Genomic DNA, 20,762 nt, shown 5'->3' with positions numbered 1-20,762 from the left:
ACCGCGCGGCGGCCCTCAGGGCCGCCGCGCACTCTCGTGCGCCCACCCGCCGCCCGGCCCCGTCGGCCCGGTGGACCCCGTCGGCCCGGTGGCACCCGTCGCCCCCGCGAGCCCGTCGGACCGGTCGCGGACGCTGCGCGCGGCGGCCGCCGCGGCCACCAGGGCCGCCGTCACCGAGGCGAACCCGCCGAGGAACAGGCCCGAGCGGGCCCCCGCGTGCTCGGCGAGCGCGCCGACCAGCAGGCTGCCGAGCGGGGTACTGCCCTGGAGGATCAGCGTGTACAGCGCCATCACCCGGCCCCGGTACGCGGGGTCGCTGCCCAGCTGGATCCGGTGGTTGGCCGCCTGCGCGAAGTACAGCGCGGCGAAGCCCGTCACGAACAGCAGCACCAGCGCCGAGCCGAAGTTCGGCGCCAGGCCGGCGGCGATCTCCGCCACACCCAGCCCCAGCGCCGCCAGGATGACCGTACGGGCGGCGGGACGACCGCGCCGGGAGGTGGTCACCAGCGCGGACAGCAGCGCGCCGCCCGCGTACGCCGTGGTCATGAGCCCGAAGGAGTTCACGCCGGCGTCGAAGACGGTCTTGGCCAGCAGCGGCAGCAGCAGCTGGAAGTTGAGCGAGAACAGCCCGATCGCGCCGACCAGCAGCACCGGCATCGACAGGTCGGGGCGGTCGCGTACGTAGCGCAGCCCGTCCGAGACCTTCACCGGCCCGGCCGCCCGCGCCCCGCGCAGCAGTTCGCCGGGCCGCATCATCCGCAGCCCGGCCACGGTCGCCAGATAGCTGGCCGCGTTGACCACCATCACCCAGCCGGTGCCGAGGAGGGTGATGAGCAGGCCGGCCAGGGCAGGCCCGGCCACCCGGGCGATGTTGAAGTACGCCCCGCTGAGAGCGGACGCGTTGGGCAGCAGTTCGGGGCCGACCAGCTCGCTGACGAAGGCCATCCGGGTCGGGATCTCGACGGCGTTGACCACCCCGAGGCCGAGGGCGCACAGCCAGATGTGCCACAGCTGTACGGAGCCCGCGAGCGCGAGCACGGCGAGCACCAGGGCCAGCGCCCCGGAGACCAGATTGGCGGCGGTCAGCAGCATCCGCTTGTCGTGGCGGTCGGCGAGCCGGCCCCCGTACAGCGTGAACAGCAGCGGGGCGAACTGCAGTGCGGTGACCACGCCCAGGGCGGTGCCCGAGCCATCGGTCAGGCCCAGGACCAGCCAGTCCTGGGCCACCACCATCATCCAGGTGCCGGCGGCGGAGACCACCTGGCCGCCGGCGAACAGCCGGAAGTTGCGGACGGACAGCGAACGGAACGCGTACGCGATGCGGCTGTGGCTCATGAGCGGGCGGTCACGCTCCGCGCCCGGTCCGGGTCACGCAGTCCTCCAGGAAGGCCAGGGCCCGCAGATGGTACGAGCGGGCGGCCCAGCCGAGGCTGATGTTGTGCCCGGCGTCGGGCTGCCGGTCGATCTGCACCCGGGGCGCGGCCGTCAGCCGGCTCGCCAGGTCGGCGAGGTCGTGCTCGCCGTGGTGCCACCACGCCTCGTGCTCGGCGAAGGTCAGCCGGATGGGCACCCGGATGCGCGGCGCGAGCGAGGCGAACAACTCTGTCCAGTGCCCCAGTTCGCCCTGCTCGCGCGAGGGCATCGGCGCCACGACGGCCGAGCTGTGGCGGAAGGTCCGCGGCGGGTAGAGGCGCAGCGGCCCCCACTGGCGCCGGTTGTCCTTGAGTCCCTCCACCGGGTCGCCCGGGGCGAAGCGGTGGCCGCAGCCGGAGATGTCCAGGCCCAGCAGCCCGTCGTCCCCGGTCAGCCCGGCGGCGGTGGACATGACCAGCTTGCCGCCGTAGGAGTGGGCGAGGAGGAACAGGCCCGCCCCGGAGGCGTAGCGGGAGGTGAAGTCGGCGAGGGCCGCGCGCAGCAGGACCGCCTGTCCGGCGAGCGCGAGCCCGTCGGGGAAGAGCGCGGTGGACTCCCCGTACCCGGGGCGGTCGACCGCGAGGACGGTGTAGCCCAGGCTCGCGCCGAGGGCGAGCAGGGACGTCTCCGGGTGGGCCTGTCCGTCGAAGTAGCCGGCGTTCATCCCGCCGCCGTGCACGGCGATCACCGTGGCCCTCGGCTCGGTGTGCTCGGGCACGCTGAGCAGCGCGGACAGGGTGACGCCCGCCGCGTCCAGGGTGATCCGGCGCACGCCGGGGGAGAGCCCCGCGAGTGTTGCCGGGACCGTCGCTGTGCTGTCCATCGGTTACCCCCGTGGTGCGGCCGGCCGCCGGGCCCGCGGTGCGGGCCCGGCGGCGTGGTCAATGCGCTGCGCCGAACCAGCGGCTCAGAGCGTGGTCGAGTTCCTCGGCGCTGTCCCCGCCCCAGGCAACGTGCCCGTCGGGACGGATGAGCAGCGCCGCCGTGCCGTTCAGCGGGTCGTCGCCGTCCACGGGCTTGGCCGTGGCGGTGGTGATGTTCAGCTGGTGGGAGCGGCCCGCCGCGGCCGCGCGCAGGGCGGGGCTGTCGGCGAGGTCGAGGAGCACGGCGCGACCCTGGTGCAGCAGGCGGGTGGTGCTGGTCTCCTCGCCGTCGGCGGTGACGAGCGAGCGCTGCGGCATACGGTGGCCGGCCAGCGGGTGGCCGCCCTCGCCGAGGTCGTAGGCGATGTCGAGGCCGCTGACGATGCCCGCCAGGTGGCGCTTGACGTCGTCGTAGCCGATGAGCTCGGCGAACAGCGCGCGCAACGGGTCCGATTCGGCGCCGCCGAGGAACACCGTGCCCTGGGCGCTGGTGTTCATCAGCAGCCGCTCGCCGACCGGGTGCCGCTCCGCGTGATACGTGTCGAGCAGGTCCTCGGGGGCGCTGCCGGCCACGACCGCGGCCAGCTTCCAGCCCAGGTTGGCGGCGTCCTGCACACCGGTGCTCAGCCCCTGGCCGCCGGCCGGGAGGTGGATGTGCGCCGCGTCGCCGACGAGCAGGACCCGGCCGCGCCGGTAATCGGTGGCCAGGCGGGCGGCGTCGGTGAAGTAGCTGACCCATTCGGCGCCGCCGGCCCGGATGTCCTCGCCTGTGATGTGCTCCCAGGCGTCGGCGACCTCGGCGAAGGTCACCGGCTGGGCGTCGCGCCCGCGCGCCGGGGTCCCGTCGGGGCAGACGATGATGCGGTCCACTCCGGGGGCCAGCGGCGCGGCCATGACCATGCCGTTGGGCTGGCGTTCGCCGAGGAACCGCGGGCGCAGCGAGCAGCCCGTGACGTCGGCGAGGAACATCGCGCGGGTGGCCGCGCTGCCGGGGAAACCTATCCCGGCCGCCTTGCGGACGCTGCTCTGTCCGCCGTCACAGCCCACCAGGTAGGAGGCGCGCAGCTGCTGCACGCCGTCCGGGGTGGACACGGTGATCTCGACGCCGTCGCCGTCCAGGAAGCCCTCGGACAGGTCCAGGAAGTCCCAGCCGCGCCGGATGTCCGCGCCGAGTTCGCCGGCCCAGTCCTCCAGCACGCCCTCGGTGATGTTCTGCGGGATGCCGCGGGCCCCGAAGTGGGCCCCGGGCAGCACCGTGTAGTCGAACTGCACGCCGCCGAAGTGCCCCAGCGGGCTGGTCTCCAGCGTCTCGCCCTGCCCGAACCGCGGCAGCAGCCCGCGCTGGTCGAACACCTCCATGGCGCGTGCGGTGAAGCCGAGGCCACGGGACTGGCCGGTGGGCTGGGTGAGGCGCTCGGTGACGATGACGCTCGCCCCGCCCAGGCGCAGCTCGCCGGCGAGCATCAGCCCGGTGGGGCCGGCGCCGACGATGATGACGTCCGCGTCCACGGCTGTCCCTTCCATGGGGGTCCTCTTCTCTGGCTTCTGGGTTGAGTCTTCAGGGCGCGGGGTCCGGTTCAGCGCGGCGCGCCGAACCAGCGCTCCAGGGCCCCGCGCAGTCCGTCGCCCGCCCCGCCGCCCCGGCCCGCCTGGCCGGCGGAGCCGACCCAGACGACATGGCCGTCCGGGCGTACGAGGACGCAGCCGGCCCCGTCCAGCGGTCCGCCCGGTTCGGCGGGCCGGGCCGCGGCGGTCGCGACCCGGTCGGCCCAGGCGCCGCGCACCGCGGCCGGCACCTCGGCGCCGCCCAGGTCCAGCAGCAGGCCGCGGCCGGTGCGCAGCAGTTCGGCGGTGGTCAGCGGCCCCTCGGCGGACACCAGCCGCAGCACCGGCAGCCGGGCGCCGAGCAGCGGATGGCGCTCCGCCTGCCCGTCACCGCCGACGTCGTAGCGGACATCGAGCCCGCTGATCATTCCGGCCAGGTGGGCCCGTACCGGTTCGAGACCCATCAGCTCGGTCAGCACCGACCGCAGCGGCTCCACCTCGGGGCCGCCGAGCAGCAGCCCGGCCTGCGCCTCGATGTTGGCCAGCACCCGCCGGCCCACCATGTGCCGCTCGCCGTGGTAGCTGTCCAGCAGCCCGTCGGCGGCCCGGCCCGTCACCTCGGCGGCCAGTTTCCAGCCCAGGTTGAAGGCGTCCTGCAGCCCCAGGTTCAGGGCCTGGCCGCCGATGGGCATCTGCTTGTGGGCCGCGTCGCCCGCGAACAGGACCCGGCCGTGCCGGTAGCTCTCCAGCAGCCTGCTGGCGTCGCCGAAGGCGTTGACCCACAGCGGGGTTCCCCCGCTGATGTCCTCCCCGGTGACCCGCTTCCAGACGTCCGCGACCTCCACGAACTCGGCGTCCCGGGTACGGGGCCGCGCGGTGGAGCCGAACTCGTGCACCATCACCCGGGTCACCCCGTCCGGCCGCCGCGCGGCGATGGCCAGGCCCTGCTCCAGCCGCTCGAAGCGCCGGTTGGGGATGTCGATCCCGGAGACGTCGGCGCGGATCAGCTCCCGCCCGGCGTCGTGGCCGGGGAAGGCCGCGCCGACGAGCCGGCGTACCGTACTGTCCTCGCCGTCGCAGCCGACGAGGTAGCGGGCCCGTACCCGGACGGCGGTGCCGTCGCGGCGCACGGCCTGCGCCTCCACATACGAGTCGTCCTCGCCGCCGCCGGACAGGGCGAGCAGCTCGTGCCCGCACCGGATGTCGACGCCGAGGAACAGCGCCCACTCCTCCAGCAGCGCCTCGGTCCTGGTCTGCAGGACCTTCCACTGCCCGGGATAGGGCCCGGGCAGCGTCAGGTCCAGCGGGATGCCGCCGAAGTGGCCGCGCGGCTCGTTCGGCGGGCTGCCGAACTCCTCGATCTGGCCGCGGATGTCGAGGATCTCCATGGTGCGGGCGTGCAGCGTGGAGGCCCTCGACTCCCTGCTGGCCGCGTGCCGCCGCTCCAGCACGACCACGTCGGCGCCGCCGAGGCGCAGCTCCGCGGCGAGCATCAGCCCGACCGGGCCGGCCCCGACGACAACGACCTGGGTGTCCAGCAGGTCCGCCATGGTCAGCTCTTCTGCTCGGCGTGGGCCTTGGCGTGGTTGAGCGTCGCCGTGCTGTTGGTGCTGAGCGCCGTGTGGACGTACGCGCGGGCGTCGGCCACCGTGGCCTCCTCGCCGAGGATCCTGGCGATGTTGGCCGTGTTGAGGGTGACCGTGTGCTGCGAGGAGGCGGCGGTGACGCCGTCCTTCTCCACGAAGGTCCACTCACCGGTGTGCAGGGTCATCAGCGCGGGCAGCGTGACCTGCTTGTAGGCGATCTTGTGATCGGGGAAGACGACCCGGTACGACTTGGTGGTGTGCACCGAGCCGTCCTTGGCCCGCGTGTCCATCTCCAGCGTCTGCAGGCCCGGAACGTCCTCGGTGAGCCGTACGACGGCCACGTGCGGCAGGCGCTCCGCCCACCGGTCGGCCTCGTTGATGAAGTCGAAGGCGTCCTTCGCCGACCCGTTGATCTCCACCGTGTCGGTGAAGGAGAAGGTCAGGTCCTCGGCCGCGTGGGCGGCTTCGACGTTGTCCTTGAGGGCGGCCAGCTCGGAGGTGCTGTTCTTGTCGACGGCCCGCTCGATCCACAGCAGGTCGTGCGCGTCGTCGCCGATCGCGCTGTAGTCGTGCAGCAGCCGGACCCGGGTCTCGGACTCCCCGAGGGGCTCCAGGATCCAGGTGCCGCCCATGGCGGCCACCGGCGCGGCCGGGACCTCCTGGCGGAAGGTGATGCGCAGGCCCTCGGGGTCGAGGGTGCGGCGCGAGGTCCAGTTCTTGGCGTCGCCGTTGGCGGTGGCCCAGATCCGGATCCGCTCCTCGGACCCCTCGGCCTCCACCCGGTCGACATGGATGGTGGGCGGGAAGATCCGCGGCCAGTTGGTCACCTCGGCCAGCAGCCGGTAGACCGCACCGGCCGGGGCGCTGATGGTGATCTCGTGCTCAACCTCACGGGTCGTCATCTTCGATTCCTTAAGGTTTTTCGGTCAGGGCCTCCGGGCCCGCGTGCCCGGAGGCCCTGGGAGGGGTCCGCGAATGTGCCCGCCTGGCGGCGGATCAGAAGTTGCCGAGCCCGCCGCAGACGTTGAGCGCCTGCGCCGTGATCGACGCCGCCGTGTCCGACGCCAGGTAGCCGACCAGGCCGGCGACCTCCTGCGGCGTGGAGTAGCGGCCGAGCGGGATCTTCGACTGGAACTTCTCGAGGATGGCGTCCTCGGAGGTGTCGTAGGCGGCCGCGTAGCCCTGGCGCACCTTCTGCGCCATCGGCGTCTCGACGTACCCCGGGCAGACGGCGTTGACCGTGATGCCGGTGGGGGCGAGCTCGTTGCCGAGCGCCTTGGTGAAGCCGACCACCCCGTGCTTGGAGGCCGAGTACGGGGCGCCGAGGACGACGCCCTGCTTGCCCGCGGTGGAGGCGATGGAGATGATCCGGCCGCGGCTCTTGTCCCGCATCCCGCCGGTCGTCAGCACCTCGCGGGTCAGCCGGAAGACGCTGTTGAGGTTGGTCTCGATCACGTCGTTCCACAGCTCGTCCGCGATGTCCGCGGTCACGCCGCCGCCGGACCGGCCGGCGTTGTTGACCAGGACGTCGACCGTCCCGAAGCGGTCCACCGCGGCCTGGACGAAGGCCGTCACCGACGCTCCGTCGCGGACGTCGAGGAGACCGCCGTCGACGTCGAGACCCTCGCCCTGCAGCTCCTTGACCGTGGCGGCCACGTTCTCGGCGCTGCGCGCGCCGATGAACACCCGGTGCCCCTGCTGGGCCAGCAGCCGGGCCGACTCCAGGCCGATCCCGCTCGTCGCGCCCGAAATCAGTGCGACCCGTGCCGTCGTGTTCTGCGTCATCCCGAGATCAGCCCCTTCACGCGGCCACGGCGGCGGAGGAGGGCAGCAGCGCGTTGACGACGTCTATGAGCGCGCGCGGGGTGAGGGTGTCGTCCACGGCCTCCTCGTCGAGCGAGATGCCGTACTCGCGCTCGATGAGGCTGCCGGCCTCCAGCAGCGCGAGCGACTCGTACTGGAGCGTCGCGAAGGTGGTGTCCAGGATGTCGCCGTCGAGGTCGACGCCCTCCGCCACACCCGCGGCCTCGAGGATGATGCGCTTGAGATCCTCGAGGGTGAAAGACTTGCTGGCCATGTCGTTCCCTTCATCGGTACGGCACACCTCTGCGGCATGCCCAAGCGGTGGTGAGCACAGTGGCTAGACGGCGCGGACGACCATCGCGGAGTTGAAGCCGCCGTGACCCCGGGCCAGCACGAGCGCGGTGCGCACGGCGGCCGGGCGCGGCTCGTCCAGCACGAGGTCGAGCTCGTACTCGGCGCACGGGTCGACGTTGACGGTCGGCGGGATGACCCCGTCGCGCATCGACAGGAAGGCCGCGGCGAGGTCGAGCGGGGCCGCGCCCGCGTACAGGCGTCCCGTCATCGTCTTGGGCAGGGTGACCGGCACCGCCCGGGCGCCGAACACCGCGTTGATCGCGTCGGCCTCGCTACGGTCCAGGCGCGGGTCCGCGGCTCCGTCGGCGAAGACCACGTCCACCTCACCCGGCGCCGCGCCGGCGTCGGCGAGCGCGAGCTCGATGGCCTTGCGCAGACCCGGAGCGCGGTCGCTGCCGGGCTTCGGGTCGATGGTCGCCCCGTACCCGGAGATCTCGCCGTAGATCTCGGCGCCGCGCTCGCGGGCCGACTCGGCGGACTCCATGATGAGGATCGCGCCGCCCTCGCCCGGTACGAAGCCCTGGGCGTCACGGCCGAACGGCACGTACGCCTGGCCGGGCTCCTCCGAGGTGCTCAGCCGGCCGCTGGCCAGCTGCGCCACCCAGCCCCACTGGCAGATCGAGGCGTCGACGGCTCCGGAGACGATGATCCGGGTGCCCTTGCGGACCTGCCGGCGGGCCTGGGCCACGGCGTCGAGGCCGCCCGCCTGGTCGCTGACGACGACCCCGGCCGGGCCCTTCATGCCGTTGCGGATCGAGATCTGGCCGCTGTTGACGGCGTAGAACCAGGCGAAGGACTGGTACGCGGACACGTACTGGCTGCCCTTGCTCCACAGCCGCTGGAGCTCGCCCTGGCCGAACTCGAAGCCGCCGGCCGCACTCGCGGTGACGACGCCCATGTCGAAGCCCTCGAGCTCCGCGGGCCGCACCCCGGCGTCCTCCAGCGCCCAGTCCGCGGCGACGAGCGCGAGCCGCGTCACCCGGTCGGTCTGCGGGAGCAGCCGGCTCGGCAGCGCGTCGTCCGCGGTCGTGCCGGGGATCTGCCCGGCCAGCTTGGCCGGGTAGTCGGAGGGGTCGAAGCGGGTGATCCGCCCGATCCCGCTCTTGCCGGCCAGGGTGGCCGACCAGTAGTCCTGTGCGCCCAGCCCGTTGGGGGCTGCCACGCCGAGGCCGGTCACGACGACCGAGGCGCTCATACGAGGCTCCTCTCGGGATTGGCCAGCACCATGGCGCTCTGGAAGCCGCCGAATCCGCTGCCCACGGTCAGGACCGCGTCGGTGAGCTGCTCGCGCGCGGTGAGGGGGACGTAGTCGAGGTCGCACTCCGGGTCCGGAGTGTGCAGGTTGGCCGTCGGCGGAACCACGTTGTGCTCCATGGCCAGCGCGGAGGCCGCGATCTCGATGGAGCCGATGGCGCCCAGCGAGTGGCCCACCATCGACTTGATGGAGCTGACCGGCGTGCGGTACGCGTGCTCGCCCAGGCTCCGCTTGAACGCCGCCGTCTCGTGACGGTCGTTCTGCTTGGTGCCGCTGCCGTGCGCGTTGATGTAGTCGATCTCGTCGCCGTTCATCCGCGCCTCGTCGAGGGCCAGGCGGATCGCCTCGGCCATCTCCACACCGTCCGGACGCAGTCCGGTCATGTGGTAGGCGTTGGAGCGGGACGAGTAGCCGGCGATCTCGGCGTAGATGTGCGCGCCGCGCCGCTGCGCGCTCTCCAGCTCCTCCAGGACGAAGAAGGCCGCGCCCTCGCCGAGGACGAACCCGTTGCGCGTCCCGTCGAAGGGCCGCGAGGCGTGCTCCGGGTCGTCGTAGCGCGGGGTCGTGGCCTTGATCGCGTCGAAACAGGCCATCGTGATCGGGGAGATCGGGGCGTCCGAGGAGCCGGCGATCATGACATCGGCGGTGCCCTCGCGCAGCAGCTCCACCGCGTAGCCGACCGAGTCGATGCCGGAGGTGCAGCCGGTGGAGACCACCGTGCTGGCGCCCTCCGCGCCGATGCCCCAGGCGACCTCGGCCGCGAACGAGCTCGGCACCATGTGGTTGTACAGGTGCGGGGAGGCGTAGCGGTGGTCGACGTTGTCGAGCCGGCCGCCGTCGCTGACGACCCGGTACTCCTCGTCGAGCGCCATCGTGGCGCCGACCGCGCTGCCCACCGTCACGCCGACCCGGTAGGGGTCGAGCGAGGAGATGTCCAGCCCGCTGTCGGCGACCGCGCCGCGCGAGGCGACGACCGCGAACTGCCCGGCGCGGTCCATGCGCCGGACCTCCTGCGGGGACAGGCCGTGGGCGTACGGGTCGAAGTCGACCTCGGCGGCCACCCGCGAGCGGAAGGGCGCCGGATCGAAGAAGGTGATGCCGCGCGTGGCCGTACGGCCGTCGCTCAGCAGGTTCCAGAAGTTCTCACGGCCGACACCGCCGGGCGCGAGCACCTCCATGCCGGTGATGACGACGCGTCGCCCGGTCACGCCCGACCCTCCCAGTTGTAGAAGCGGGTGGCCATGGCGTCGGCGGGGGAGCGCCACGTCTTCGGGTCGTAGGCCTCGATGAACGGCTTGAGGTCCTCACTGATCCCGACGAAGCGCGGGTCGCTCTTCGCGCCCTCGATGAGCTCGCCGCCGTTGTCGGCGTCGAAGTCCTGGAGGTGGAAGTACAGGCCCTGGTACGAGAACAGCTGGCGCCGCCGCGTTCCCATCAGGTGGGGCATCTCCGTCGCGTCGAATTCGGCGAACAGCCGGGCCACGTCCGCACTCGAGCCGGGGTCCATCCGGGCGACGATCAGCGTGCTGTGCATACGGTTCGCTCCTCAGAAGTTGCGGTTGTTGCGGTACACCCCGGCGGCCGCTCCCGCGTCGTCCCGGGCGGGGGGCGGGTGCCGGCGGAAGGCGCTTCGAGGAGCGCCCGGGAACGCCCGGCTCCCGGAGGGGAGCCGGGCGTTCCGCGTCCTTCCGGGGACGGAAAGCGGGGGGCTTTTACTCCCCGGCGGAACGGGTGTGGACGACGCGGTAGGTGTTGATGTCCGGGATCCCGGCGACGACCGCGCGGCAGCGGCCCTCGGCGGCCACCCGACCGGCCGGCTTCTGGTCCTGCGGCACGGCCTTGTAGGCGTCGTACGCCTCCTTGCTCTCCCACTGGGAGTAGGAGACGACGAAGGAGCCCTCGAGACCGCGGGCGCGCAGGCCGCGCAGCACCACGTGCGAGCGGAAGCCCGGGGTCTCCAGGAAGAAGCCCTGGCCGGGGCCGAGGGCGTCGATCAGCTCCTCCTGGTTCTCCTTCAGGACGGGGAACACCGCGATGGCGGTGTAGTCGTCACGGTGCGGGCCGATCTCGATGGAGCCGCCCAGCGACGGGTGCTCCTGGGTGAAGGCCACCTCGTTCTGCAGGAGCTTGATCGAGGTGGTGATCTCGCCGAAGACCGGGAGGGTGCGGTGGTTGAACTCGTCGCCCTTGTAGCGCTCCTCCAGGTCCTCGCCGCTGCGCCACTGGATGAAGTTGGCGGTGCCCGGCGAGTCGACGCCCGCGTGGACGGTGCTGGACATCCAGCCCTCGTAGGTGGCGGCGTCGACGATCTTCCGCATCTCCTGGACGAGCTTGTCCTGGTTCTCCGGGACGTCCGTGGTGAACAGGTTGAGGACGGTGAGGTGCTTGTCCTCGGTGGAGATCTTGGGCATGTCTCTTCGCTTCCTCAAGGGGGAACAGGTGAACAGGACAGATGGCTTACGGGGGCGGCGCGGCCTCAGGCGGGCTCGCCGAACCAGCGGGTGAGCGCCTGGGTGAGGCCCTCGGTGGGCGCGCCGGGCGGCGGGGCCCAGGCGACGTAGCCGTCCGGGCGGATCAGCAGGCCGTCCAGCGGCGCGTCACAGTCGAAGTTCGCGACGGTGAGCGTGTCGACGCGGTCGGACCAGCCCTCCGCGGCCTGGCGCAGCGCGGCGTTGTCGTGCAGGTCCAGCAGCACGCCGCGGCCGCCGTGCAGGAGTGCGAGGCTGCTCTTCTTGGCGCCGCCGACCACCACCTCGCGGTCGGGCAGGCGCCGGCCGAGCAGCGGGTGCTCGCCCTCGCCGACGTCGTGGCGGATGTCCAGCCCGGTCACCATGCCGATGAGGTGGCGCTGCACCGCGGGGAAGTCCACCAGTTCGGCGAAGACCTCCAGCATCGGGGTGATCTCGTCGCCGCCGAGGTAGAGGATGCGCTGGGCCAGCGTGTTGGTCAGGATCCGGGCCGCGACGGGCCGGCGCTCGCTCTCGTACGAGTCGAGCAGCCCCTCGGGGGCCCGGCCCTGGATGTCCAGGGCGAGCTTCCAGCCGAGGTTGACCGCGTCCTGCACGCCCGAGCTCATGCCCTGCGCGCCGATCGGCAGGTGGATGTGGGCCGCGTCGCCCGCGAGGAAGACGCGTCCGCGCCGGTACTCGGCGGCCTGGCGGCTGGTGTCGGTGGTCGAGCTGACCCACAGCGGCGTCCCGCCGCTGATGTCCTCGCCGGTCAGCCGAAGGAACGCCTCGGCGACCTCGTCGAAGGTGATCGGCTCGCTGCTCGTGCGCAGCGGCTGCGAGCGGTCGAAGTAGATGACCCGGCTGCGGTCGGGACCGATCGGCAGGACCATCACCATGCCGCCGGGCACCCGCTCACCGCTGAACCGGGGACGCAGCGGCACGCCGGCCACGTCGGCGAAGCGCAGCTCGATGGCCGCGTCGGTGCCCTCGAACGCGATCCCGGCCAGGCGCCGCACCGCACTGCGGCTGCCGTCGCAGCCCACCACGTAGCGGGCGCGCAGCGTGCCCGGGCCCTCGGGAGTGGTGACCTGGAGGGTCACCCCGTCCTCGTCGTTCTCCAGACCGGTGACCTCGACGCCGCGGCGCACCTGGGCGCCCTTTTCCGCGGCCCAGCCTGCCAGCATTCCCTCGGTGCGGGACTGGGGTATTCCTCGAGCCCCGTACGAGCCACCCTCAAGCAAGCGATAATCGATGGGGACTCCACCGAAATGCCCGAAGGGAATGACATCGACCTCACCCAGGCGGGAAAGAAGTCCACGCTGGTCGAATTCCTCGATGGTCCGCGCCGAGAATCCGAGGGCGCGAGACTGCTTCATCGGCTCCGCGAGCCGCTCGACGACGGTGGCAGAGACTCCATGCAGACCCAGCTCACCTGCGAGCATGAGTCCGGTGGGGCCGGCTCCAACGATGATTACGTCCGCGTCAAAGGTGTCCATCTGCCCTCTTCCGACTGGTGTTTTCCCAGTATTGCGAGGGGCTACCGGGACAGTAAATAGCCGCTAGTACAGGTTTTCCACAAGAACGTCATATCCTTTACAGGAAGGGTTGGCCGCCAGCCTGATTCGCGCACATCCTCAGGCATGACATCAAGCCAATCGACCGCCGAAGTCGCCGCGCTCTTCGACGCATACCTGATCTCACTCGACGACGAAATACTCGACGCGGGTTGGGCCAAGGGGCTGTTCACCGACGACGCGGTGATCGAATTCCCGAACGCCCGGCACCAGGGCGCCGACGGCCTCCCCGCCTTCCACCAGAAGTCCCTCGACGCCTTCGCGCGCCATCAGCACCTCGGCTCACCGGCCGTGGTCGCGCTCGAGGGGGAGGACCGGGCGACACTGCGGGCCAACGTCATCGCCACCCACGTCCACCACCTGCCGGCCGGAACGCCGCAGGGCACCCCCGCGCCCCGCTTCGCGGCCGGCACGTTCGTCAACGGCGCGGCCCGCCGCACCCCCGAGGGCTGGCGGCTGAGCTCGCTGTCGTTCCGGGTCGTGTGGACCGAGGGCAACCCGCCCGGGGCGAACTGACCCGGCCACGGCCCGTGCGGTGGCGCCGGAGGAACCGGCGCCACCGCACACGTCGTCCACGGGCCGGTGTCACACGTTCAGGCTCACCACGCGGTCGACCACGATCTCGATGACGACCCGCCCCGGCGGGTTCGGCGGCCCGGACCAGTAGCGCTTGGCATAGCGCCGCGCCCCGTCGTCGACCCGGGCGGGGTCGTCGACGACCCTGGCGGTGCCCTCCAGCGTGACCCAGGTGAAGTCCGAGACCTGGCACAGCGCGGCGCGGCTGCCCGGTACGGCGAGCAGGTTGCGGGCCTTGCGCGAGGAGGCGACGGTCATGATCCGGGCCAGTCCCGCCTCCGCGTCCCAGGTGAACCGTACGGGCGCCACATGCGGCGATCCGTCGGGCCTGAGCGTGGTCAGCGTGGCTATGTGCGGTTCGGTCAGAAAGGCGTCGGCCTGCGCCGACACGGCGAGTTCGGCGGCGCGTGCTGTGGGCTGCGACACGAGTACGTCCTTCTGCGGTGCGGGTGGAAGGGGCCCTTGCGCCGCGGCGCCCCCCGGGTTCGGTCCGGGGGGCGCCGCGGGCGGGGACTGCCCCGTCTGACTGTGGTCTTTCACTGGGCAGGGGCAGAGCGGGAGACCGTCAGTGCGCGATCACCGTCTGCGTCTCGACGGCCGGCTCGCCGTCCGCCTGCGCCGCCGGAGCGGGCGCCTGCGGCTTGGCGTTCGGGAAGAAGAAGGCCGCGATGAGCAGGGCGACCGTCGCGAAGCAGGCCGCCGCGAAGAAGGCGGTGTGGTTCGCCGACTCCTGTACGTCCACGGCCTTGGCGACGTCGCCGCCGGCCTTGGTCAGCTTCTCGGCGAGGCCGTTGTAGGCGATGGTCACGATGACGGCGAGACCGAGCGCGCCGCCGGCCTCCTGGCTCGTGTTGATGAGACCCGCGGCCACACCGGCCTCCGAGTCGGCGATGCCGGCGAACGCGGCGATCTGCAGCGTCACGAAGCACATGCCGCAGCCGATGCCGAGGAGGATGAAGGCGGGCAGCAGGTCGACCGCGTACGAACCGCCGGCCGGGGCCCGCGTCAGGAGCAGCAGACCGCCGATGGTGGCGGCGAGACCGATCAGGAGCACGATGCGGGCCGCGACCTTGGCGATCAGGCCCGAGGCGATGCCCGCGCCGGCCGCGACGCAGAACGCGAGGGGCACGTACGAGAAGCCCGCCTTCATCGGCGAGAACCCGTACACCTGCTGCATGAAGATGCTGGCGAAGAAGAACAGGGCGGAGAAGGCACCGAAGACCGACACGGCCGCGATGTTCGCGGTGCTGACCGACTTCAGGCGGAAGACGCGCAGCGGCATCACGGGCGCCTCGACCTTGGTCTCGATCACCAGGAAGACCGAGAGCAGCACGCCCACGATGACGAAGGAGACGACCGTGCGGCCGTCGCCCCAGCCGCGGTGCGTGGCCTCACCCAGGGTGAAGATCAGCAGCAGCAGGGCGCTGGTGAGCGTCGCGGCACCGAAGATGTCGAACCGGGTACGCGGGCCGTCGGCCTTGGAGTCCGGGACGACGCGCGCCGCGAACAGCGCACCGAGCAGACCGATCGGCACGTTGATGTAGAAGATGTACTCCCAGCCGGGGCCGTCGGCGAGCACACCGCCGAGGATCACGCCCACGATCGAGGCGATACCGGAGAGCGAACCCCACAGGCCGAGCGCCTTGTTGCGCTCGGGACCCTCGGGGAAGGTGTTGGTCAGGATCGAGAGCGCCGAGGGCGCGATCATCGCGGAGCCGAGGCCCTGGAAGGCACGCGCGCTGATCAGCACGTTGCCGCTGTCGGACAGGGCCGCCACGAGCGAGGCCAGGGCGAAAACGGCCAGACCGGTCTGCAGGACCCGGCGGCGGCCGTAGCGGTCGGCGAGCCGGCCGCCGAGCAGCAGGAAGCCGCCCAGCACGGTCGCGTAGGCCGTGACCACGTACTCCAGGCTGACGTCGGACATGCCGAGCCCGTCCTGGATGGACGGAAGTGCGAGATTCACGATCGACACGTCGAGGAAGACCATGAACTGGGCCATGCAGACAAAGGCAAGGATCGTGCCGGGCTTGTAGCCCGCTCCCGTGCCCTTCCCGCTCTTGACCACGTCGGGGGCAGTCATTGGGTAACTCCTCAGCTATGCAGAATCGAGTGTGTGAGAGCGGTCGCCGACGACGCCGGGACGAGCCACAGGGCCGACCCCGATCGCGGGCCGCGGCGCGCGCCGGACCTCGGCTTCATCGCCCCACCTTCCGCTTGGCAGTTCCGCTGCCTGGCAGCGTGCCCGGGGCCTCTCGACTCCGCCTTGAGTCCCGCCGGACCGGCCGTCTATCAGTCGATGCCGCGCACGATGTGCGGGTCGACCCATTCCTCCTCCTCGTCCGCGCCTGCGAGCCACAGCGGCGGGGCTCCCATGACGAGGTTGTACGAACGCCAGTCGAGTTCCTCTTGGATGTCGTGCACCAGCTCCTCCTCTGCTTTCCGATCAGGCCACGCTGTCAAGATCTGCTGGAAAGCCGCTCAGGAATCACTCGAGAACTGCTCGGCACGTGCCCTACTCGACCCGGAACTGACAGAATTACCTTCCGCATAAGAATTGGTGACAGTCCGTCACCTTGTCGGCGGACGCGGAAAGCAAGGACGGGACAGTGGACGAGCACGACTGGCTGGCAAAGCGCTTCGAGGACGAACGGACGCGTCTTCGGGCAGTGGCCTACCGGATACTCGGCTCGCTCAGCGAAGCGGAGGACGCCGTCCAGGAGGCCTGGCTCAAGCTCAGCCGCTGCGACTCCGCGGAGATCGAGAACCTGGGCGGCTGGCTGACCACCGTGGTCGGCCGCGTCTGCCTGGACATGCTGCGCACCCGGGCCTCCCGGCGCGAGGAGCCCCTGGAGGTACGGCCGGTGGAGCCGGCCCCCGGCGAAGGCGCGGCCCGGGCGGCGCGCCCGAGCGATCCGCAGGCCGAGGCCGTGCTCGCCGACTCCGTCGGCGCCGCCATGCTCGTGGTCCTGGACAAGCTGACCCCCGCCGAGCGGCTCGCGTTCGTCCTGCACGACCTGTTCGCCGTGCCCTTCGAGGACATCGCCGTCGTCACGGAGCGCACCCCCGCCTCGGCCCGCCAGCTGGCCAGCCGCGCCCGCCGCCGGGTCCGGGGCGCGCAGACCCTGCCCCAGCCGGACCTCGGCCGCCAGCGCAGGATCGTCAACGCCTTCCTGAGCGCCGCCCGCGGCGGGGACTTCGAGGCACTGCTGGAGGTGCTCGACCCGGATGTGGTGGCGCGCTCGGACAACGGCATGGCGGGAGCCCTGTCGGCGGTCCGCGGAGCGGCCCTGGTGGCCCGCCAGGCGGCCACGTTCGCGCAGTTCGCGCAGAGCGCCCAGGTGGCGTTCGTCAACGGCGGCATGGGCGTCGTCGCCCGCGTCGACGGCCGCTTCCGCGTCATGATGTTCACCATCGCGCAGGACCGGATCACCCAGGTCTCGGTGGTCATGGCCCCGGCCGAGGTCGCCCGGCTCGACATCCTGGTGCCCGCCTCGGCCGACACCGACGCCGTGGACCCCCGCTAGCGGGAGCCCGAGCCCCGGACCCTCCTGCCGACCGGTTCCAGGGCGTCGCCATCCGGGCTCCACCCCCGCTCGTCCCGGGCCGCCCACAATGGGTCCGCGCCCGGGCCGTGCGGCTCCCCCCTGCTCGCCGGCACGGACGCACGCCGGCGTGCCGCCGTGGTTCCCGGTCCCCCGCCCACGGCGGCACCCCGCCCGCACCGACCGACGTACGAGCCGATTTCCCGCGCACCGCGAGGGCCCTGCCGAATCCCCCCGGCAGGGCCCTCGCGCATGCACGGAAGAAACTCGAGCATCCCTCGCGAGCACCTCGGGAAACGGACGGGAATGGAATTCGCGAAAACCACCGAAACCGGCCCCCGGATTCCGGTCGGGCCACCCGTAAACGAGATCCCGTGGATCCTCGCTGCAATCCCCCCGGAGACCCGCTGGAGCCCGGTACACCCATAGCGGGCAAGGGGTTATTCCGGCCAACCCGACTGCCTATCGTGGCACGGGATTTCGAATCGCTCCTTTGACGGGGGCACCCACGACCTAGGAGAGACATGTCGACTTCAGTCAGGTCTTGGAGGACCGCCCTCCTGACCGCTGCGGCCCTGGCCGGCGTCACGGCCACGCTCGTTGCGACCCCCGCCCAGGCCAAGGGCACCGCCACCCTCGAGGTCCTGGCGAGCGGGCTGGTCAACGGCCGCGACGTCACCGCCCTGCGGGACGGCCGGATCCTGGTCGCCGAAGCCGGCGAAGGCAAGACGGACTGCGCCGCGGAAACCCACTGCGCCGGCCCGACCGGCGCCGTCTACCAGGTCAACGGCAGCCACAAGGGCCGCGTCGTCACCGGCCTGGCCTCCTCCGGCGTCGGCTCGGCGGCCACCGGCGGCGCCCAGGAGGTCGGCGGCCCCACCGCCGTCGCACCGGCCCCCGACGGCGGCTACCTGGTCCTCAGCAGCCTGGGCGGCACCACCGAGACCCGCACGGCGCTCGGCCCGGCCGGGGCCACGCTGGGCACCCTCTTCCGCACCCGGGACGGAAAGGTCCTCGCCGACCTGGCCGACCACGAGACCCGGCTGAACCCGGACCAGGGCGAGGTGCACGCCAACCCGTGGCGCTTCATCGGCAACGGCCACGGCTACCTGGCGACGGACTCGGGCGCCAACACCCTCGTCGCCGCCGACTGCGGCGGGACCACCACCACCAAGTTCGTCTTCCCCAAGAACGACACCTCCACCGGCCCGGCCGAGGCCGTGCCCACCGGCCTCGTCCGGGCCTTCGACGGCACGCTCTACGTCTCCGACTTCGGCGGCGCCCGCCCGGGCAACGCCAAGATCTGGAAGATCGCGCCGGGCGGCCAGCCCGAGGTCCTCGTCACCGGCCTGAACACGCTCGTCGACATCGCCCTGGACGGCAAGGGCAACCTGTACGCGCTGTCCTTCACGGACGGCTTCGTCCAGGGCCCGCCGCTGCCCGGCCGCCTGTCCAAGGTCAACCTCTCCACCAAGCAGATAACCGAGGTCCCGACCGCCGGCCAGCTCGGCCAGCCGACCGGCATCGACGTCGGCCCGCAGGGCCAGATCTACGTGGTCGCCGGCAACAACGCCGACAGCAAGCTGCTGCGCGTCCGCCCGTAAGGCCACACGCCGACGGCCCGGCCACCGCGCACCTCCGCGATGACCGGGCCGTCGCCCGTTCCGTACCTCAACCGCATCCCCGTACGCCGTGCCCGTACGCCGCTCCCGGCCGGCCCCCAACGCCGGCCCCGCGCGCCGCACGGACCCTCGGCCGGCCCCGCCGCCGGCCCCGCCGAACCCCGCTGCCTAGCCCCGCGGAGCGCCCCCGCGCCGCGGGCCCCTCCTCGCAGCCTCGATGAAGGCCTCGAAGAGCGGGACGGTGTCCTCGCCCAACTCCCCGTGCGCCTGCAGCCCGACGAGGAACGGCGCCGCCGGATCCTTCGCCTCCGCCCCCTCGATCACCCCGTCCGCGGACCACGCGGTCGCCACCAGCCCACTGCCGAGCTTGTCGATGCCCTGGTGGTGGTGGCAGTACACGGTGGCGCTCGCCCCCAGCGTGGAGCCGAGCACCGAGCCGGGCTCCACGCGGACGGACCGCGCGTCGTACTTCCCCGGCACCCGCGGCGAGTGCTCGGGCAGGTGCTGGTCCAGGGTGCCGCCGCGCACGACGGAGATCAGTTGGAGGCCCCGGCAGATGCCCAGCACCGGAATCCCGCGTTCCTCCGCCACGGCCAGCGCGGCGAGTTCGGCGGCCTCGCGCACCTTGTCCGGGGCGCGCGTGAACTTCCCCGCCTCCTCCCCGTACAGGGCGGGATCCACGTCCTCGCCGCCGGTCATCAACAGCGCGTCCACCCGCTCCATGATCGGGCGGACGGCGTCCGCGATCGGCGGCAGGAGCAGCGGGGCGCCGCCCGCCCGCGCCACCTTCTCCTGGTACGTCACGGGAAGCAGGCAGGCCTCCACCTCACCCCAGATGCTCCATTGGATCGAGGCCGATGCGGCGGTCAACGCCACTACTGGTCGATTCATCGCAAGTCGTCCTTCTGCTCATCGGCTTCTTCCGAAAACCGGGCAAGAAGCCGGGCGAGTCGGGAATTGGGGCGCGGAAACAGCCCTCCCAGGTCCAGACATGGTGCCCGCCCCGAGTACGGAAAGTCATCCGATCCACGGCAGCCGACAGCGAAACAAACCCCTGAACCCAAAAGCCCCATCGCGCCTCGAGCGGAATGCGACCGCCCATCCTGGCCGCCTCGACTACCGGTGCACCGCACCCCGCTGCAATGTAGGCGGGTTGTGGAGCCCCTTCGGAGCGGAAGGTGAATCCCCCTCCTGCAGGATCGGCATTGCACCACACGCTCATACGCGGGTACTTGCGAAGAGGCCAGAAGGAGAGCACCTCATGCTCAAGGTAAGCGACACCCCGACGGAGGCGTCCGGGCGGGCGGAGCGGATCGCCTCGAGATCGCGCAGCGAATGGAAGAAGCCGCCGCGCCGCATCGAGAAGTCGGAATGCATCACCTGCGACACCTGCCTGCGCGCCTGCCCCGCCGAGTTCGGGGCGATCTTCGACCGCGGCATCGACGTCGTGATCATCCCCGAACTGTGCTCAGGCTGCCCCGTATGCGTCCTCGAGTGCCCCGTCGACTGCATCTACGTGGACGAGGACTGGACCCCGACCGACGAGTCGATGTGGAACCACATCGAGCTGACCGCCGGAGGCACCGCGTGAGCGCGCTCCCCGACCGCTCCGGCACCTCCCGCCGGGCCCTCAACGCCAAGAAGCGGCAGAGCCGCCGCCCCAGCCGCCTCGGCCTGCCCGCCGGCGGCACCGTCAAGCCGGACCGCGTCGGCGAACCGGACGCGGGCTTCCCCGGACTCCTGCAGCGGGTCTGGCAGCAGGCCGCCGAGGCACCCGACCTCACCACCGCCGTCGGCATCCTCGCCTCCCTCGACGGCTTCGTCCCCGCCGACGTCCAACTGCGCGCCCTGCGCACCGCCGACGAGGTCGCGCTCAAGGTGCTGTGCGCGGTGACCTGGCGCGAGGACGACCCGTACGAGTACCAGGGCGCCCCGGAAGCCGCCGCCGGCGAGCCGGTGTTCCTCGGCGAGATAGGACTGACCACCAGCGGCCGCATCGTGGTCCGCGTCCCCGGCCAGTCCCCGCTGTCGGTCACCGCCAAGCTCGTCGCCGGCGTCCTGCGCGTGCCGTGGTCGGCCCGCGCCGTCGCCGACTACCACACCGAGATCAGCCGCGCCGCCGACCGCTTCGCCCAGTCGGTCGCCGACTGCCGCGACTGGCTTCGGTCCCTGGGTGCGC

At 72.1% G+C, this 20,762-nt stretch carries 20 protein-coding genes and 1 pseudogene; 5 read left to right on the top strand and 16 right to left on the bottom strand.

Going from position 1 to position 20,762, the window contains the following annotated elements; genetic code table 11:
• Positions 1-15: 15 nt before the first annotated feature.
• From ACFWBF_RS21180 to ACFWBF_RS21125, 12 genes are all read right to left on the bottom strand, one after another.
• A complete protein-coding gene (locus ACFWBF_RS21180; protein WP_385603945.1) occupies positions 16-1,335 on the bottom strand; it encodes an MFS transporter in 1,320 nt (439 codons plus the stop codon).
• Between the two features lie 10 nt (positions 1,336-1,345).
• Positions 1,346-2,236: an alpha/beta hydrolase gene (locus ACFWBF_RS21175; protein WP_385603941.1), complete on the bottom strand. Its 891-nt coding sequence runs from the start codon at positions 2,234-2,236 to the stop codon at positions 1,346-1,348.
• 58 nt (positions 2,237-2,294) lie between these two features.
• Positions 2,295-3,800 (bottom strand): FAD-dependent monooxygenase, encoded by a 1,506-nt coding sequence (locus tag ACFWBF_RS21170; protein WP_385603938.1) that lies wholly within the window; start codon positions 3,798-3,800, stop codon positions 2,295-2,297.
• A gap of 53 nt (positions 3,801-3,853) precedes the next feature.
• Positions 3,854-5,371 (bottom strand): FAD-dependent monooxygenase, encoded by a 1,518-nt coding sequence (locus tag ACFWBF_RS21165; protein ID WP_385603936.1) that lies wholly within the window; start codon positions 5,369-5,371, stop codon positions 3,854-3,856.
• Positions 5,372-5,373: 2 nt separating this feature from the next.
• On the bottom strand, positions 5,374-6,309 hold the full coding sequence (locus ACFWBF_RS21160) for an aromatase/cyclase (RefSeq protein ID WP_385603933.1): 936 nt from the start codon (positions 6,307-6,309) through the stop codon (positions 5,374-5,376).
• A 94-nt stretch (positions 6,310-6,403) separates the two neighbouring features.
• Positions 6,404-7,192: an SDR family NAD(P)-dependent oxidoreductase gene (locus ACFWBF_RS21155; RefSeq protein ID WP_385603931.1), complete on the bottom strand. Its 789-nt coding sequence runs from the start codon at positions 7,190-7,192 to the stop codon at positions 6,404-6,406.
• 16 nt (positions 7,193-7,208) lie between these two features.
• On the bottom strand, positions 7,209-7,484 hold the full coding sequence (locus tag ACFWBF_RS21150; protein WP_377779122.1) for a phosphopantetheine-binding protein: 276 nt from the start codon (positions 7,482-7,484) through the stop codon (positions 7,209-7,211).
• 63 nt (positions 7,485-7,547) lie between these two features.
• On the bottom strand, positions 7,548-8,759 hold the full coding sequence (locus ACFWBF_RS21145; protein ID WP_385603927.1) for a ketosynthase chain-length factor: 1,212 nt from the start codon (positions 8,757-8,759) through the stop codon (positions 7,548-7,550).
• The gene (locus tag ACFWBF_RS21140) at positions 8,756-10,027 is read right to left on the bottom strand and encodes a beta-ketoacyl-[acyl-carrier-protein] synthase family protein (protein WP_365923162.1); all 1,272 of its coding nucleotides are present in this window, start codon (positions 10,025-10,027) and stop codon (positions 8,756-8,758) included. The genes ACFWBF_RS21145 and ACFWBF_RS21140 overlap by 4 nt, the downstream gene beginning before the upstream one ends.
• A complete protein-coding gene (locus ACFWBF_RS21135) occupies positions 10,024-10,353 on the bottom strand; it encodes a TcmI family type II polyketide cyclase (RefSeq protein ID WP_385603924.1) in 330 nt (109 codons plus the stop codon). The genes ACFWBF_RS21140 and ACFWBF_RS21135 overlap by 4 nt, the downstream gene beginning before the upstream one ends.
• A gap of 178 nt (positions 10,354-10,531) precedes the next feature.
• Positions 10,532-11,230, bottom strand: coding sequence for an antibiotic biosynthesis monooxygenase family protein (locus tag ACFWBF_RS21130; RefSeq protein ID WP_385603922.1), 699 nt, complete (start codon positions 11,228-11,230; stop codon positions 10,532-10,534).
• Positions 11,231-11,295: 65 nt separating this feature from the next.
• The gene (locus ACFWBF_RS21125) at positions 11,296-12,711 is read right to left on the bottom strand and encodes an FAD-dependent monooxygenase (RefSeq protein ID WP_385604061.1); all 1,416 of its coding nucleotides are present in this window, start codon (positions 12,709-12,711) and stop codon (positions 11,296-11,298) included.
• Positions 12,712-12,909: 198 nt separating this feature from the next.
• On the opposite strand from ACFWBF_RS21125, the gene ACFWBF_RS21120 reads away from it, so the two are divergent.
• On the top strand, positions 12,910-13,359 hold the full coding sequence (locus ACFWBF_RS21120) for a nuclear transport factor 2 family protein (protein ID WP_385603919.1): 450 nt from the start codon (positions 12,910-12,912) through the stop codon (positions 13,357-13,359).
• Between the two features lie 69 nt (positions 13,360-13,428).
• Here the strand turns inward: ACFWBF_RS21120 and ACFWBF_RS21115 are convergent, their stop codons facing one another.
• The 3 genes from ACFWBF_RS21115 to ACFWBF_RS21105 form a co-directional block, all read right to left on the bottom strand.
• Entirely contained in the window at positions 13,429-13,845 is a 417-nt protein-coding gene (locus tag ACFWBF_RS21115; protein WP_385603917.1) for a pyridoxamine 5'-phosphate oxidase family protein, read from the bottom strand.
• Positions 13,846-13,984: 139 nt separating this feature from the next.
• Positions 13,985-15,499, bottom strand: a complete 1,515-nt coding sequence (locus ACFWBF_RS21110; protein ID WP_385603914.1) for an MFS transporter — start codon at positions 15,497-15,499, stop codon at positions 13,985-13,987.
• Between the two features lie 209 nt (positions 15,500-15,708).
• Positions 15,709-15,840 (bottom strand): hypothetical protein, encoded by a 132-nt coding sequence (locus ACFWBF_RS21105; protein WP_385603911.1) that lies wholly within the window; start codon positions 15,838-15,840, stop codon positions 15,709-15,711.
• A gap of 185 nt (positions 15,841-16,025) precedes the next feature.
• Between ACFWBF_RS21105 and ACFWBF_RS21100 the strand changes: the two genes are divergently transcribed.
• Positions 16,026-16,943 carry a sigma-70 family RNA polymerase sigma factor gene (locus ACFWBF_RS21100; RefSeq protein WP_385603908.1) on the top strand — a complete coding sequence of 306 codons (918 nt, stop codon included), beginning with the start codon at positions 16,026-16,028 and terminating at the stop codon, positions 16,941-16,943.
• 542 nt (positions 16,944-17,485) lie between these two features.
• Entirely contained in the window at positions 17,486-18,565 is a 1,080-nt protein-coding gene (locus tag ACFWBF_RS21095; RefSeq protein WP_385603906.1) for a ScyD/ScyE family protein, read from the top strand.
• Positions 18,566-18,751: 186 nt separating this feature from the next.
• Here the strand turns inward: ACFWBF_RS21095 and ACFWBF_RS21090 are convergent, their stop codons facing one another.
• Positions 18,752-19,474, bottom strand: coding sequence for a gamma-glutamyl-gamma-aminobutyrate hydrolase family protein (locus ACFWBF_RS21090; RefSeq protein WP_385603903.1), 723 nt, complete (start codon positions 19,472-19,474; stop codon positions 18,752-18,754).
• A 370-nt stretch (positions 19,475-19,844) separates the two neighbouring features.
• Here ACFWBF_RS21090 and ACFWBF_RS21085 point away from each other — a divergent pair, with 370 nt between their 5' ends.
• Both ACFWBF_RS21085 and ACFWBF_RS21080 read left to right on the top strand, forming a co-directional pair.
• Positions 19,845-20,174, top strand: a complete 330-nt coding sequence (locus ACFWBF_RS21085; protein ID WP_385236615.1) for a 4Fe-4S dicluster-binding protein — start codon at positions 19,845-19,847, stop codon at positions 20,172-20,174.
• Positions 20,171-20,762 (top strand): annotated as a pseudogene (locus ACFWBF_RS21080) (hypothetical protein); the annotation flags it as partial. The gene ACFWBF_RS21085 and the pseudogene ACFWBF_RS21080, both read left to right, overlap by 4 nt.

The organism is Streptomyces sp. NPDC060028, from assembly GCF_042736725.1.
Taxonomy (GTDB): domain Bacteria; phylum Actinomycetota; class Actinomycetes; order Streptomycetales; family Streptomycetaceae; genus Streptomyces.
The sequence above is the reverse complement of the archived record's forward strand: the minus strand, read 5'-3'. Positions and strand labels throughout refer to the sequence as shown.

Excerpts from the sequence above, each read along its gene's own strand:
- ACFWBF_RS21110 (WP_385603914.1), bottom strand. The coding sequence starts at position 15,499 with ATGACTGCCCCCGACGTGGTCAAGAGCGGGAAGGGCACGGGAGCGGGC.
- ACFWBF_RS21180 (WP_385603945.1), bottom strand. The coding sequence starts at position 1,335 with ATGAGCCACAGCCGCATCGCGTACGCGTTCCGTTCGCTGTCCGTCCGC.
- ACFWBF_RS21150 (WP_377779122.1), bottom strand. The coding sequence starts at position 7,484 with ATGGCCAGCAAGTCTTTCACCCTCGAGGATCTCAAGCGCATCATCCTC.
- ACFWBF_RS21155 (WP_385603931.1), bottom strand. The coding sequence starts at position 7,192 with ATGACGCAGAACACGACGGCACGGGTCGCACTGATTTCGGGCGCGACG.
- ACFWBF_RS21095 (WP_385603906.1), top strand. The coding sequence starts at position 17,486 with ATGTCGACTTCAGTCAGGTCTTGGAGGACCGCCCTCCTGACCGCTGCG.
- ACFWBF_RS21085 (WP_385236615.1), top strand. The coding sequence starts at position 19,845 with ATGCTCAAGGTAAGCGACACCCCGACGGAGGCGTCCGGGCGGGCGGAG.
- ACFWBF_RS21145 (WP_385603927.1), bottom strand. The coding sequence starts at position 8,759 with ATGAGCGCCTCGGTCGTCGTGACCGGCCTCGGCGTGGCAGCCCCCAAC.
- ACFWBF_RS21175 (WP_385603941.1), bottom strand. The coding sequence starts at position 2,236 with ATGGACAGCACAGCGACGGTCCCGGCAACACTCGCGGGGCTCTCCCCC.
- ACFWBF_RS21170 (WP_385603938.1), bottom strand. The coding sequence starts at position 3,800 with ATGGAAGGGACAGCCGTGGACGCGGACGTCATCATCGTCGGCGCCGGC.
- ACFWBF_RS21130 (WP_385603922.1), bottom strand. The coding sequence starts at position 11,230 with ATGCCCAAGATCTCCACCGAGGACAAGCACCTCACCGTCCTCAACCTG.
- ACFWBF_RS21135 (WP_385603924.1), bottom strand. The coding sequence starts at position 10,353 with ATGCACAGCACGCTGATCGTCGCCCGGATGGACCCCGGCTCGAGTGCG.
- ACFWBF_RS21165 (WP_385603936.1), bottom strand. The coding sequence starts at position 5,371 with ATGGCGGACCTGCTGGACACCCAGGTCGTTGTCGTCGGGGCCGGCCCG.
- ACFWBF_RS21160 (WP_385603933.1), bottom strand. The coding sequence starts at position 6,309 with ATGACGACCCGTGAGGTTGAGCACGAGATCACCATCAGCGCCCCGGCC.
- ACFWBF_RS21125 (WP_385604061.1), bottom strand. The coding sequence starts at position 12,711 with ATGCTCGCAGGTGAGCTGGGTCTGCATGGAGTCTCTGCCACCGTCGTC.
- ACFWBF_RS21090 (WP_385603903.1), bottom strand. The coding sequence starts at position 19,474 with ATGAATCGACCAGTAGTGGCGTTGACCGCCGCATCGGCCTCGATCCAA.
- ACFWBF_RS21120 (WP_385603919.1), top strand. The coding sequence starts at position 12,910 with ATGACATCAAGCCAATCGACCGCCGAAGTCGCCGCGCTCTTCGACGCA.